At 58.4% G+C, this 13024-nt stretch carries 12 protein-coding genes; 4 read left to right on the top strand and 8 right to left on the bottom strand.

Translation table 11 applies throughout. The features are described from left to right. Positions 1-17: 17 nt before the first annotated feature. Complete coding sequence (locus tag E1297_RS22920) at positions 18-992, bottom strand: NAD(P)-dependent oxidoreductase (RefSeq protein ID WP_155142621.1); 975 nt, start codon at positions 990-992, stop codon at positions 18-20. Between the two features lie 112 nt (positions 993-1104). Here E1297_RS22920 and E1297_RS22915 point away from each other — a divergent pair, with 112 nt between their 5' ends. Next, positions 1105-1983 (top strand): LysR family transcriptional regulator, encoded by an 879-nt coding sequence (locus E1297_RS22915; RefSeq protein WP_155142620.1) that lies wholly within the window; start codon positions 1105-1107, stop codon positions 1981-1983. Here E1297_RS22915 and E1297_RS22910 read toward each other — a convergent pair whose 3' ends face one another. Next, a complete protein-coding gene (locus E1297_RS22910) occupies positions 1984-2883 on the bottom strand; it encodes a LysR substrate-binding domain-containing protein (protein ID WP_155142619.1) in 900 nt (299 codons plus the stop codon). Positions 2884-3054: 171 nt separating this feature from the next. Between E1297_RS22910 and E1297_RS22905 the strand changes: the two genes are divergently transcribed. Both E1297_RS22905 and E1297_RS22900 read left to right on the top strand, forming a co-directional pair. Further along, positions 3055-4185, top strand: a complete 1131-nt coding sequence (locus tag E1297_RS22905; protein ID WP_155142618.1) for a TauD/TfdA family dioxygenase — start codon at positions 3055-3057, stop codon at positions 4183-4185. Next, positions 4182-4952: a class II aldolase/adducin family protein gene (locus tag E1297_RS22900; protein ID WP_155142617.1), complete on the top strand. Its 771-nt coding sequence runs from the start codon at positions 4182-4184 to the stop codon at positions 4950-4952. Before E1297_RS22905 ends, E1297_RS22900 begins: the two co-directional genes overlap by 4 nt. A gap of 10 nt (positions 4953-4962) precedes the next feature. Here the strand turns inward: E1297_RS22900 and E1297_RS22895 are convergent, their stop codons facing one another. Both E1297_RS22895 and E1297_RS22890 read right to left on the bottom strand, forming a co-directional pair. Further along, positions 4963-6144 carry a glycoside hydrolase family 3 N-terminal domain-containing protein gene (locus tag E1297_RS22895; protein ID WP_155142616.1) on the bottom strand — a complete coding sequence of 394 codons (1182 nt, stop codon included), beginning with the start codon at positions 6142-6144 and terminating at the stop codon, positions 4963-4965. Positions 6145-6310: 166 nt separating this feature from the next. Further along, positions 6311-7423, bottom strand: a complete 1113-nt coding sequence (locus E1297_RS22890) for a citrate synthase/methylcitrate synthase (protein WP_155142615.1) — start codon at positions 7421-7423, stop codon at positions 6311-6313. A gap of 82 nt (positions 7424-7505) precedes the next feature. Here E1297_RS22890 and E1297_RS22885 point away from each other — a divergent pair, with 82 nt between their 5' ends. Continuing rightward, positions 7506-8675 carry a citrate synthase family protein gene (locus E1297_RS22885; protein WP_155142614.1) on the top strand — a complete coding sequence of 390 codons (1170 nt, stop codon included), beginning with the start codon at positions 7506-7508 and terminating at the stop codon, positions 8673-8675. A 69-nt stretch (positions 8676-8744) separates the two neighbouring features. Here E1297_RS22885 and E1297_RS22880 read toward each other — a convergent pair whose 3' ends face one another. The 4 genes from E1297_RS22880 to E1297_RS22865 all read right to left on the bottom strand — a co-directional run bounded on the left by E1297_RS22880 (position 8745) and on the right by E1297_RS22865 (position 13020). Next, positions 8745-9578, bottom strand: coding sequence for an oxaloacetate decarboxylase (locus E1297_RS22880; RefSeq protein WP_155142613.1), 834 nt, complete (start codon positions 9576-9578; stop codon positions 8745-8747). Positions 9579-9722: 144 nt separating this feature from the next. Continuing rightward, complete coding sequence (locus tag E1297_RS22875) at positions 9723-10004, bottom strand: SCP2 sterol-binding domain-containing protein (protein WP_155142612.1); 282 nt, start codon at positions 10002-10004, stop codon at positions 9723-9725. Between the two features lie 342 nt (positions 10005-10346). Then, positions 10347-12068: an ABC transporter ATP-binding protein gene (locus tag E1297_RS22870; RefSeq protein ID WP_155142611.1), complete on the bottom strand. Its 1722-nt coding sequence runs from the start codon at positions 12066-12068 to the stop codon at positions 10347-10349. Between the two features lie 4 nt (positions 12069-12072). Further along, positions 12073-13020 carry an ABC transporter permease gene (locus E1297_RS22865; protein ID WP_155142610.1) on the bottom strand — a complete coding sequence of 316 codons (948 nt, stop codon included), beginning with the start codon at positions 13018-13020 and terminating at the stop codon, positions 12073-12075. Between the last annotated feature and the right edge of the window lie 4 nt (positions 13021-13024).

The following is a 13024-nucleotide window of genomic DNA, read 5'->3' as shown; positions in this document are numbered from 1 at the left end:
ACAGCAGCTCCCCCAGCCTATTCGGCAGCTAAAGGCCGGATGTTCCTCGGAACAACTTCATAGCCCGGTTCTTCCGGTTCGTCGTCCTTCATTTCTGCGGGGAAACCGGGTGCCCGGATATCAAGCCCGGTGGCTTGCTCCAGCCGCTTGATGATGTTTGGCGACAATTCCCTCGGCCCGAACCGGTCTATTCCGTCTGCGAAGATCCGGTTCAACAGCGGGGAAAGCTCGAGCGGCACATCATGCGCCTCTGCGATCGCCTGAAACAGACCGGCATCCTTGGCGACCAGATCCATGGTGAAGGAAATGTCTCTTGACCCATTCAGGATCACCTGGCTTTCGGTTTCATGCACAAAGGAATTGCCGGAAGAAATCCGGATCGCCTCGTACGAAGTGTTCAAATCCATCCCGGCGGCCTTGCAGGTGACGAGCGCTTCAGCGAGCGACACCAGATTGGCGGTGGCCAGATAGTTGGTGACCACCTTCAGCACCGAAGCCGACCCTATGGGGCCGGTGTGCAGCACCCGGCGTCCCAAAACCGTCAGAAACGGCAATGCCTTTTCGAAAGTTGGCCGCGTACAGCCTGCAAAAATCGAGATATTGCCGGTGGCGGCCCGGTGACAGCCGCCGGATACGGGGCATTCAATGGCTTCCGCCCCTTTTGCAATCACCAGACCGGACAGGCGTTTGACGTCATTTGCGTCGGTTGTCGACATCTCCGCCCAAATCGTGCCGGGGCCAATCCCGTCCAGAATGCCTTCGGGCCCCTCCACAACGGCAGCGCAGGCCGCCGGGCTCGGCAGGCATGTGATCACCACATCGCAGTCCTTTGCCATCTGCCGGGGGCTTGTGCCCCGTAGCGCGCCCCTGGCCACAAAGGCCGCAACCAGATCCTCGTTCAGATCATGAACCGTAAGGTCAAATCCGTTGCGCAAGATACTGCCCGCGAGTTTGCCGCCGACATTTCCCAATCCGATAAATCCGACGTGCATGTCTGTTTCCGCCCATCGCATTGACTGTTGCGTCCATTCTGCTGCGGGCTGAGAAAAAGAAAAAACGAATTAATCAATCGACATTACGTAAAAAATATTATCAATTGCCGGGATGTCCAGACTTCCCAATTTGCAATGGCTCCGAAGTTTCGAGGCCGTTAGCCGTCATGGCAGCTTTACGGCGGCAGGCGCTGAACTCGGGCTGACACAGGCCGCCATCAGCACTCATATCGGATCGCTTGAGGCTGGCCTCGGACATGCCCTGTTCGAGCGTTCGACCCGGAAGGTGGCGCTTACCGAAATCGGCAAGGCCTACCTGCCCGCTGTACGCAGAGCTTTCGACGACCTGATGCTGTCAACCGACGGATTGTTTGGCGGCTGGTCCGAGGAGTCGATTACGATCCGGGCGCCAATTTCGACCGCTGCGCTGGTGATCGCGCCTCGTCTGCCGGACCTGTTGGCCGTCCATCCCCACTTGAATATCCGGCTGGTGTCCTCGATCTGGGCGGAAAGCCAGCTGGAGGAAGACATTGATATCGACTTGCGGCTCGGGCACGGGCGCTGGCCCGGTTGCCATGCAGATCCGGTCGGAGCAGAAGCCATTGCTCCGGTTGCAAGCCGGGTCCTCGCGGACAAGATCAGGAACCCGGACGATCTCGCAAAGGTTCCACTCATTCACATTCTGGGTTTTGAAGATCATTGGAGCCGTTATTTTTCTGCGGTGCAGCTCGATCCCGGCAAGGCCGCGCGGCGGATCACGGTCGATACGACCCTGGCCGCGATTGAGATGGCTGCCGCAGATGGTGGTGCTGCCCTGATCCTTGACCGCGCGGTGGACAGGCTGGCCGCGCAAGGCCGCGTTCAACGGGTTCTGGATGTCAGGATCCCGCTTGGCCAAGGGCATTTTCTGATCGAGCCGACCACCGCGCGCCCGCCGCGTCTGGCCGTGGAACTTGTCCGTAACTGGCTGAGGGATCTGTTCATCGGGTGATCAGTTTTCTTCGCCCGCCGTCCGGACCAGCCAGTCGATCACCAGTTGAGCTGTTTCAGCGTTGCGGCTGCGCTCCGATCGAACGGCATAATAGGCATCGCCCGGTTGCAAGCGGGGCAAGCCGACCGGGACCAGCTGCTGCTTGTTGACCAGATCTCCGGTGATCGAGCGCCAGCCAAGCATGATCCCGTGACCGGACATGGCGGCCTGTGCGGCCTGCACATAGTTGGAAAAGCGCAAACCCTTTGCAGAGCCGGCCATATTCTGCCCGGTGCGGGCAAGATATTGCGGCCATGTGATCCAGCGCCTGTCTGCAAAGTCGACATGGATCAGATAAGCAGAGGCAAGATCTTGCGGTGACCCCCCGAGCCTGGCCGCTAGGTCCGGACTGCATACCGGTTCCACGGATTCCTCGAACAACAACCGGACGTCACCATCGGTCCAGCGGCCACCGCCGTAGCGCAAGGCGATGTCGGTGCCGGGGCCGAGTGTCGGAACTTCCTGTTGTGTGGTCTGGACATTGACAGCGACATCCGAATGATCGAGGTAAAATCCTTCCAGTCGCGGCATGAGCCAGTAGGTGGCGAAACCGATTGTGCAGGCCACCGTCACGGTCGATCCATCTGTCCGAGACAATGCGCGAATGTCATCGATGGCAGAGGTCAGCCTCTCGCGGTTTTCGGTGACGGCTTTCAGAAGAATGTCACCGGCCTCCGTCAGGCCTGCAGGTCTGGTGGTGCGATCAAGGAGAGATGCCCCGACATGGTCCTCCAGCTGCCGGAGTGCCTGGCTGATGGCCGGCTGCGAAACGTTCAGTTCCCCGGCTGCCTGTTTGACGCCACCAGCCCGATGGACCGTCTCGAACACAGTGAGCAACCTAAGGGGCGGAAGTCGGTCCATGCAGCTATCAAATTAACCAATTGATTATTTTAGTATTGGTTTTTATCGCCTTTTCAAAACCGGGATGCAAGCGCATCTTCGCTATAAACCTGTCTTGTAACAATGTGCAGCCCGTCAACAGGCCGCGATTGGGACACGGTAGCGATTTCAATAAATTTAGGAAATCTGCCCATGCTCGGGACTGGAAAAGACGGTGTTCTGCTTCGTGAAAACGGGCTGGACGTGCCACTCGCCAATGGCAAGCTTGCTTATTTCAATGCCTATTGGCTTCGGGACAATTGTCCGTCTTCGTTCGACAGGGTGACGCGGGAGCGGGTCTACGACATCTTTGCAGAAGCCGTGCCGCCGCGGATCAAGGAGGCGTGGATATCGGGAGCGTTTCTTGAAATCACTTGGGATAATTCTCAGCACAAGTCCCGTTTTCCTCTGACGTTTCTGGCATCCTATGCAAACGGTGAAAAACGCGCGGACATTGCCAGGGTCACCCGCGTACCCTGGTATTCGGACCACTACCCGAAGATTGCCAGGTTTGCGCAGTGTGATCTTGCGTCTGACCGGACCCGCGTCGGCGAATGGGCTCATGCGCTTCTGCAGGACGGTCTCGCATTGATCTCGGATATGCCTGACACCGATGACGCGCTTTTGCAGACCGCCGGTTTACTCGGTCATGTGCGTCCTAGCTATTTCGGGCAGGTTTTTGAAGTGAAAACCCATGCCAATCCCACCAATCTGGCGTTTACTTCTCAGGCGCTGGAGCTGCACACGGACCTGCCGTCGGAGGATTTTGCACCCGGTGTCCAGTTCCTGCATTGCCGGGCGAACTCGGCCACAGGCGGGGCCAGCCTATTCGTCGACGGTCTTTCGATCGCACAGGATTTCCGCGAACGGTATCCCGAGGACTTTGATCTTCTGGTCAACACGGATGTTCCATATTATTGCGAACACGATACGTTCGACATGCGTGCAAGGCAAAGGGTGATCGAGCTGGACGAGCACGGCGCGATCTCCGGGGTCACCATCAGCCAGCATCAGGCTGACATTTTCGATCTGCCGCAAAGGGATCTTGACCGCTACTACCCGGCGTTCTGCCGGTTCGGGCGGATGATGCAGGATGAGAAATATCTTATGCGTTTCCGTTTGAAGGCGGGCGAATGTATTGCCTTTGACAACCATCGCATTGTTCACGGCCGGGCGGCATATGTTGCCAACAGCGGTGACCGGCATTTGCGTGGCTGTTACATTGATCGGGGCGAGTTGCGATCGACCTACCGGGTGATCGCCGGAGAGGGGCGGTTCAGATGAAGATCGATTCCTACCCGGATGGGGAACACAAACCGCTGGAACCCGATGAACAGGTGCTGCGCGAGGACTTGGCAGTGGCTTTCCGGATTGCGGTCGAGATGGGATGGCATGAGTCGGTCGGCAATCATTTCAGCGCCGCAGTTTCGGCGGACGGCTCGAAATTCCTGATGAATCCGAAATGGCGGCATTTCTCCGAAATCCGGGCAAGTGACCTGTCGCTGCTGGATGCTCATGACGAAACGGTGATGGAGGGGGAAAACGCGCCTGACCCCTCTGCCTGGTGCATTCATGGCACCGTTCACCGGACGAACCCGGACGCGCGGGTCCTGTTTCACTGTCATCCGCCCAATGCGACGGCCCTGGCCACATTGCAAGACCCCGCCATGAAACCGATCGACCTCAACACCGCGCGGTTTTTTGGTAAAGTGGCGATCGACACCGGGTTTGGCGGCATGGCTGACGAAACAGGGGAAGGGCGGCGTATTGCCGAAACACTTGGGGGCAATCCCGTCCTTGTCATGGGCAATCACGGAGTTTCGATTGCTGCCAAAAACATCCCGGAAGCGTTCGAGCATCTCTATTTTTTCGAGCGCGCCGCAGCGACCCTGCTCAAGGCCTATGCCAGCGGCCAGCCGCTTGCAGTCATGTCGGACAATCTTGCGGCGAAGACTGCAGCCGAATGGGAGCCTTATGAAGGTATGGGCCACGCCCATTTTGCCTACTGGAAGCGATGGCTCGCCCGGGTTCAACCCGATTTCAGGGACTGAGGCAGGCTAATCAAAACTCATTCAAGGCAAAAAACTCCGCCCGCCTGTGGCCAAGCCGGCTCTTGAGCGCCGCAATGCGGTCGTAGGATTGGTCGATCTGGACAGCCGGGATTTCACCGTTTTGAACAGCCCGGAAGATTGCCTTGTTGATCCGGTCGCCAAGGCCGGGGTCATTGCGGCCATAGCCGGATACGATGATCATGTCATTGCCGGCTTTTATCGCACGCACAGCAGCGTCTTCGGGATTAAGCCTGTCAGAGATCGCGTTCATTTCCAGATCGTCGGAAATCAAAACGGTATCGTGCCCTGCAATATGGCGGGCTGCCGAAACGCCCTTTTTTGACAGGGAAGCCGGCATGTCGGGGCCGTCGGAAAAGTCAGGGTGCACGAGATGCCCCAGCATGATCATGTCGGCCCGGCCGGTTCTTGCGAGATAGCGAAACGGTTCAAGCTCCTCTTCCTGCCAACTAAGGGCAATTGAGGGCAGGCGTTTGTGACTGTCCTCCCGCGCACTTCCATGTCCTGGAAAATGTTTGAGACTGGTCAATATCCCGGCATTGCGGTGGGCATCGACAAAGTCCTCGGCACATTGTTCCACAATTGCCGGTTTGGCGGAGTAGCTTCTTCCCAATTGGCCGATGACCGGGCTGTTCGGATTGGTGTTGACATCAACCACAGGGCCCAAGTTCAGGTTGATGCCGAAGTGCCAAAGTTTTTCGGCCATGGCCTCATAAGTTTCGTACACCGAGTTTCCCTGGCAACCATTGCTGTTTTCGGCCAGTGTGACGGCTCCAGGATACAGCGGAACATCGTCAATGCCTCTAAGGCGTTGGACAGACCCGCCTTCCTGGTCAATCGCGATAAACGGTGTGGTATCGGTCGATGCTTTCAGGTGATCGACAAGGTGATCAAGCTGATCACTGTTCTCGATGTTGCGGCCGAGCAGGATGACACCGCCGATGGTGCCATCTGCCAATTGGGCTGACGCCACACGGCTTCCAAAGTCGTCAGGCGCCACGCCGTTGAACCCGACAAGTATCATTTGACCGATCTTCTTCTGGGTCTCGGAAAGCGGGCGCCGATTGTCCAGAAGTACGTAATGGTTCCATAAACTCAGGGCGGCCCAGACCAATACCGCTACGATGAGAGCCAGAAGCCCGAGGATTATTGGTCTTTTCCGGGGGAGGCGCACGCTTGTTCTTTCCTGATTGTTTTATTTTGTTTTTCTCGTGTTACATTGAATTTCTGGGCTGAATTGTGTTCCTGAGATTACACATTTTTTAGGTGCAGGAAATTGTGTCCCGCAAGACCGGTTTGGCTTGAAATTGACAGGTCTGACAAGACGGGCTCTATGAATTCTATGCATGAAAGGGTGGTTGCCGGTCACCAACATAGATTGATGATGGCCGTATCAGCTTGCCGGTCTGTTGCTGTTCTGCCACATGCGCGCACCACCCTGGGCATCGGCCGGTGGCAAAAAGCGGCGTAAACAGTGTGCGGTCAATCCCGGCCGCGTCCAGCAGCACAGCTGTATAGAACTCCACATTGGTTTCGATTGCCCGCTCCGGTTTTCGGGCCTTCAAGGCTGAAATTGCCTCCCGTTCAACGGTTTCCGCAAGCGCGAGCCGTGGTGAGGCCGGTAAGGTTTGAAGCCCGGCTTTAAGAACATCCGCGCGGGGGTCGCGCGTCCGGTAGATCCGGTGCCCGAAACCCATCAGCCTTTCTCCACGCGTCAGGGCGGCGTTGACCCATCGGCGTGCCATGGCGGGCGTGCCAACCTCATCGATCATGTCTAGCACCGGCCCTGGGGCACCTCCATGGAGGGGCCCTTTCAAAGCGCCCATCGCTCCAAGAACGGCATCGCGCATGTCGGCCTGTGTTGACGCGATGACCCGGGCGGCAAAGGTCGAGGCATTGAGACCATGGTCGAGAATGGTGACGAGATACCGGTCGAGTGCATCAATGGCCGGTTTGCTGTTGTCTTGGCCGGTCAGCATATGCAGGAGGTCGCTTGCAGCAGACCGCTCCGGTTGAGGTAAAACAGGATCAAGGCCGGTCTTTAACCGATGAGCTCCGGCCATCAAGACGGGCAAGGCGCCGGTAATGGAAACTGCCGGAGAGGCTGCATCCTTGAGGGGCAAGGCGGCAAGACCGAGCCGCATCAGTTCGAATGTGCTCAGAAGGGGTGCTGATGATCTCATGATATCAACAACACCTGCTGCCTGCATGCGTGCTTGCGCAAAAGCGTCACGTAATCCGGTGGCGGGTACAGGGAGAGTTCCTTGCCAAAGATGCGCAACCGCGTCTTCGAAACACAAGTGTCCTGCCAGTTGATCAAGGCGCTTGCCGCGAAGGATCAGTGTGCCGTTTTGCCCGTCCACATGGCTGAGCTTCGTGTGGGCGGCGACAACGCCTTCGAGGCTGGCACCGGGGTCGACGGAAATGGCTTGCGGTCTGGGGCGTTGGGTCATCTTGGGTGTCCTTTTAAAAGTTGTCGGGACTATCCAAGCGGGATAAACTGACTGAATCAACGTTGATAAATAAAATCAAGTTATGTCGACACCTGTCTATCTCTCTGCCAAGGAAGCCGCCACCGAACTCGGTGTGCAGCCCGCGACCCTTTACGCCTATGTCAGCCGGGGGCTGATCCGGTCCGTGCCCGGCCCCGGAAAGCAACGGCGCTATGACGCTTCCGATGTCCGGCGGCTTCAGGAGCGCAAGGAGCCCGGTGATCCTGCGGATCCGCGGCCATTGTCGGGAACGGCCGTTCTTGAAACCCGGTTGACCCTGATCACTGACGAGGGCCCGCTTTATCGGGGTCAATCAGCGGCCGAATTGGCGCGATCCTCGACGCTTGAAACGGTTGCGACATTGCTTTGGGGGTGTGACGATGACCCTTTTGCCGCCCCTGCCCCGCAGTCCTTTGCGATTGATCTGGAAGGATTGGCCCCGCTTGACCGGTTGATGATGGCACTGTCTGCGTGGCCGCAGCAGGATAGGGCTGCCTATACGCTGTCTCCGGCGCTGCTTCAGAAAAAGGGGGCGGCACTCCTGCGCTATGGTGTGGCCGCAATGCTGCGCCAGCCGCCTTCGAACGCACCCGTTCACTCCCAGATCGCGGGCGCATGGGGCACCGCACCGGATGCCAAGGGTGTGCTGCGCGCGGCTTTGGTGCTGTCCGCTGATCACGAATTCAACACCAGCACATTTGCGGCCCGGTGTGCCGCGTCAACCCGTGCGCCATTGCACGCGGCCCTGATCTCGGGGCTCGGTGCGTTCATGGGACCCCGTCACGGCGCGTCGTCGGATCGTGTCAGCGCCTGGCTTTCAGAGATTAGGAGCCGTGAGGACATTGAGCCGGTCCTGGCTGCGCGGCTCGCCCGTGGCGATGGTCTGCCGGGTTTCGGGCATCGGATTTACCAGGACAAGGATCCCCGGGCGAACGCGCTGTTGCAGATCATTTCGGAAACAGCCAGCGACCGCCCCTTTATGGCTGCCGTCCCGGACCTGATTGGCCAGGCCGAGGCGCTTTACGGGTCGTCCCCGAATATCGACTTTGCCCTGTCCGTTGCGCAACGGGTGTTTGATCTTCCTGCGGATGCGGGAAAGATCCTGTTTTGCACGGGGCGGATTGTCGGCTGGATTGCTCATGCGCTGGAGCAATATCAGGCGGTTGACCAGATCCGTCCGCGCGCAACCTATATCGGGGAAAGGCCCCGTTGATACGCTGTAAACCAGCCTTTCCGTCAGCTTTCGTCCGGGCGCCCCGAGGACGGGGATTGCGGCTATCCTTCAGATCCGGGTCTTCAGGAAGGCATCAAAGGCCGTGTACCTGGAAGCGCGGTCGAAACACCCGAAGGAACCTCCGCCCTTGATGTCTTCTGCCGCAGCCATGAAAGCGCCATAGGCGATCCGCGCAAGCCCCGCTCCAATAGAAACGCGCGCGACGCCGATATCTGCCAGTTCCTTGCGGGTCATGTGGAACTTCCGCCGGCTCGCCAGAATGTTCAAGGGGGCGTCAATTGCTCTGACGATGGTCTCGATCTGGTCTTTTTCGGCAAGATCCGGAGCATAAATACAGTCCGCACCTGCTGCGTGGTAGGCCTTGAGCCGCGTGGCCGCTTCTTCGAGTTCATGCCCGGACTGGATCGGGGCTTCACTTCGCGCGGTCAGAACAAAATTCGGAGCGAGCCGGTTTTTGACATCAACTGCGGCCTTGATCCGTTCGACGGCCAATTCACGGTCATAAAATGGTTGTTTGGGATCGCCGGTATAGTCCTCAATCGAGCAGCCTGCCAGACCGACTTCAATGGCACCCTTGATCGTTTCCGCGACGTCTTCAGGTGCATCACCGAACCCGTTTTCGAGGTCACCATTGACCGGCAAGGTGGTTGCGCCGATGATCTCCTGGGCGTGGGCAAGAGCCAGATCCCGGGTAATCCAGCCCTCGACATCCTTGCAGCCCAGTGTAAAGGCGTGGCCTGCGCTGGTGGTGGCAACAGCTTCGAAGCCCAGTCCTTCCAGAATTCGGGTGGAGCCGATATCGAACGGATTGGGCATGAGAAATGCCCGGCGGTCGGAATGAAGGGCCTTGAACCGGTCACGGCGCTTTTCAATGGTTTCCATCGGACGTCTCCTGCCTCGTTTTGCATCGATATGGGAGTTACATTCGGCAAATCCTATGAATCCTATTGAAAGTCCCTATAGGTCAATAAAAAAACGCCGGCCAAATAGCCGGCGCTTTCGAAATCCGAATGTCCGAAATTTGAATCAGACGATGGTGCTCAGCTTCATGGCAACGCTCATGTCGCCATCGACCTTCATCTTGCCGCCCATGAAGGCCGCGGTCGGGTTCAGGTCGCCGGCCATCATCTCGCTGAAATCTTCTGCGGACATGGTGACGGTGCAATCTGCATCGGCGTCTTCGTTGCTCACAGTCGAGCCCTGAATAAAGATCTTGCCGGCATCGCCGAGGTCGAACTTCACGCTTTCATCGATACCACCGCCGGTAACTTTCGAGCGGACGCTTTCAGTGAGTTGTTCCAAGGACATTGTTCTTCTCCCTACCAGTGAGGCGATCGCGCCCCGTTCATTCCGTTTCAAGCATGCCGTTTACGTAACCGTCAAGAAAAATCCGCACCCGCCAGCCTTTTGCGGATCTTTTCATCCGATTTAGGGATTGTCGCGCGGAAGTCCACTTTTTTGAGCCACATCCTGGGACTCGACTTCGGGTTCCAGAACCATTCCAAGGCCATGAGCCATGTATCTCTGCTGCAAACGTGTGACTGGCGGGAGAGGGTTTCCCACTGCCGGTCCCAGGTCGGTCTGACAATTTGGATTTGCGATCCGCTATCGGGCTCCCTTTATCTTTTCAAAGGCTTTTGTCCTGCCCGCTCATGCCGGTGCCAGATTGGCCCGTGACAGCAGTTCCATCGACGGCATCAATTTGAGCAGATGTTTGGTGTAGTCATGCTGCGGGTTTTCAAACAGCTGGTCGCAGTCGGCCACCTCGCACAACTCGCCGTTCTTCATCACGCCGACGCGATTGCACATTTGCCGGATCACCGCGAGGTCGTGGCTGATGAACATCATTGTCAGGCCGAGTTCTTCCTGAAGGTCTTTCAGTAGATTGAGGATCTGGGCCTGGATCGAGACATCAAGCGCGGATGTCGGTTCGTCACACAACAGGAACCGGGGCCGGGTCGCAAGGGCCCGGGCAATCGAGATGCGCTGGCGCTGCCCGCCGGAAAACTCGTGCGGGAACTTGCTGCCCGCCATCGCACCCAGCCCGACATGATCAAGCAGATCATCGACGATCTGGCGAACCTCCCAATTGCTTGAGGCCAGTTTGTGAAACTTGATCGGCTCGGCGATGATGTCCCGCACCCGCATCCGGGAGTTCAGCGAGGAATAGGGATCCTGAAAGATCATCTGCATCTGCCGGCGCATGGCCAGCACCTGCTTGCGGTTCTTCAGGGCCGTCAGTTCGGTGCCGGCAAAGCTGATGGAGCCGCCGCTTGGATGATAAAGGCCGGTGATGATCCGCGCGATTGTGGATTTGCCCGATCCGCTTTCTCCCACGACCCCGAAGGTCTCGCCTTCATGGATGTCGAAGCTGACGTTCCTGACCGCATCGAAATACTTCCGGCGCGAAGGGATCATTGATCCGCGGGTTTCAAAACGCATGTCGAGATCGCGGATGCGGACCAGAGGCCCCCCGGCACTCTGGTAATCGCGTGCTTTCCCGAGCCAGTGGGTCGAGATATCGATCTGGCGCGTCGGTTTGCCCGCCTTTTCGATATAGTCGACCACCGGGAACCGGTTGACGCGGATATCGGGCCGGGGAACCGCCGAAATCAGGCTTTGGGTGTAGGCGTGGCGCGGTGCGCCGAGCACCTGGGTGGTCTCGCCATATTCCACCAGTTCGCCCCGGTACATCACCGCAACATGATCGGTGATGTCGGCAATCACGCCCATGTCGTGGGTGATGACCAGCATGGCGACATTGCGCTCGGTGCAGAGCTTTTTCATCAGGTCCAGGATCTGGGCCTGAATGGAAACGTCCAGAGCCGTCGTCGGTTCGTCTGCAATGACCAGTTCCGGTTCCGCACAAAGCGCAAGCGCAATCACGACACGCTGGCGCATGCCGCCGGAAAACTGGTGCGGGTATTGGGAAATCCGCTCTTCCGGATGCGGTATGCCGACCGCGTCGATCAGCTCGATTGCCCTCTCGCGGGCCTGTCTTGCAGACAGGGGCAGATGCGTGCGGATGGTTTCAACAAGCTGGGACTCGACCGTTTGCAGCGGATCGAGCGAGGTCAGCGGGTCCTGAAAGATCATGCCGATCTTCCGCCCGCGCATGTGCCGTTTCTGCTTTTCCGTCAAGGTATCGATGCGCTGGCCGTGGAGATAAACCTCTCCGCTGGCAATGCGGCCGGGTTCCTGCAGAAGGCCGATCACGGCGTTGCCGACGGTCGATTTGCCCGCACCGGATTCGCCAACGACGCCGAGAATTTTTCCGGCCTCGACCTCAAGGGTGACGCCTTCGACTGCAACAAAGGTTGATTTGCGGCCGGGAAATTCGACCCTGAGATCACGGATATCAAGAACGCTCATGGGATCACCGCAGCTTCGGATTGAGGGCATCGCGCAGCCAGTCGCCCAGGAGATTGACGTTGAGCACCAGAAGCGCCAGCGCCAGGCCCGGGAAAATCGCGATCCACCATTCGCCGGAATACAGGAAGTCGTTGCCGATCGCGATCAGCGTGCCGAGTGACGGCTGGGTGGGCGGCATGCCGACACCAAGAAAGGACAGGGTCGCCTCGGTCACAATCGCCAGCGCGAGGTTGATCGTCGCGATCACCAGAACCGGGCCCATTACATTGGGCAGGATATGCCGGACCATGATGATCACGGAGGGGATGCCGATCACGCGGGCGGCCTGCACATATTCCTTGTTCTTCTCCACCATGGTCGAGCCGCGCACGGTTCTTGCGTACTGCACCCAAAAGGACAGGGCCAGCGCGAAGATCAGGATGTAGAAGGAGAACACTTCCCGGTCGAGCGACCCGAAGATGCCGCGTGCGGCGCCGTCGATCAGAAGGGCGATCAGAATGGCCGGGAAGGTCAGCTGGACATCGGCGATCCGCATGATGACGGCATCGACACGGCCGCCCATGTACCCGGCGACCAAACCAAGGGAAATGCCGAGGATTGCGGCTGCGATCACCGAGCAGAAGCCGACAATCAGCGAAATCCGCATGCCATAGAAGATGCCGGACAGGAGATCGCGGCCCTGATCATCGGTGCCGAGCAAAAAGCGCGGGTCGGCATAGTCCATCCAGACCGGCGGGACACGGGCATCCATGATCGAGATCGACGCGAGGTCGAACGGGTCGTGCGGAGCGATCCAGGGGGCGAGAATGGCAACCAGAAACAGGATTAGCGTTCCGGTAGCCGCAGCGACCGTCACCTTGGATTTCAGGAAGGAGTGGAACAGGTCGCTGTCGAGGAACCGGGTCAGCGGGCCTTTGGCCACGGGCGCAGCCTTGCTTGGGATATCGGTCATGTCA

The organism is Roseibium sp. RKSG952 (assembly GCF_009711355.1).
Note: the sequence above shows the minus strand (reverse complement) of the source record. Positions and strands in the feature narration are given on the sequence as shown.

What these genes read in the sequence shown, in the direction of transcription:
- E1297_RS22920 (WP_155142621.1), bottom strand. Translation starts at nt 992, where the DNA reads ATGCACGTCGGATTTATCGGATTGGGAAATGTCGGCGGCAAACTCGCG.
- E1297_RS22915 (WP_155142620.1), top strand. Translation starts at nt 1,105, where the DNA reads ATGTCCAGACTTCCCAATTTGCAATGGCTCCGAAGTTTCGAGGCCGTT.
- E1297_RS22910 (WP_155142619.1), bottom strand. Translation starts at nt 2,883, where the DNA reads ATGGACCGACTTCCGCCCCTTAGGTTGCTCACTGTGTTCGAGACGGTC.
- E1297_RS22905 (WP_155142618.1), top strand. Translation starts at nt 3,055, where the DNA reads ATGCTCGGGACTGGAAAAGACGGTGTTCTGCTTCGTGAAAACGGGCTG.
- E1297_RS22900 (WP_155142617.1), top strand. Translation starts at nt 4,182, where the DNA reads ATGAAGATCGATTCCTACCCGGATGGGGAACACAAACCGCTGGAACCC.
- E1297_RS22890 (WP_155142615.1), bottom strand. Translation starts at nt 7,423, where the DNA reads ATGACCCAACGCCCCAGACCGCAAGCCATTTCCGTCGACCCCGGTGCC.
- E1297_RS22885 (WP_155142614.1), top strand. Translation starts at nt 7,506, where the DNA reads ATGTCGACACCTGTCTATCTCTCTGCCAAGGAAGCCGCCACCGAACTC.
- E1297_RS22880 (WP_155142613.1), bottom strand. Translation starts at nt 9,578, where the DNA reads ATGGAAACCATTGAAAAGCGCCGTGACCGGTTCAAGGCCCTTCATTCC.
- E1297_RS22875 (WP_155142612.1), bottom strand. Translation starts at nt 10,004, where the DNA reads ATGTCCTTGGAACAACTCACTGAAAGCGTCCGCTCGAAAGTTACCGGC.
- E1297_RS22870 (WP_155142611.1), bottom strand. Translation starts at nt 12,068, where the DNA reads ATGAGCGTTCTTGATATCCGTGATCTCAGGGTCGAATTTCCCGGCCGC.
- E1297_RS22865 (WP_155142610.1), bottom strand. Translation starts at nt 13,020, where the DNA reads ATGACCGATATCCCAAGCAAGGCTGCGCCCGTGGCCAAAGGCCCGCTG.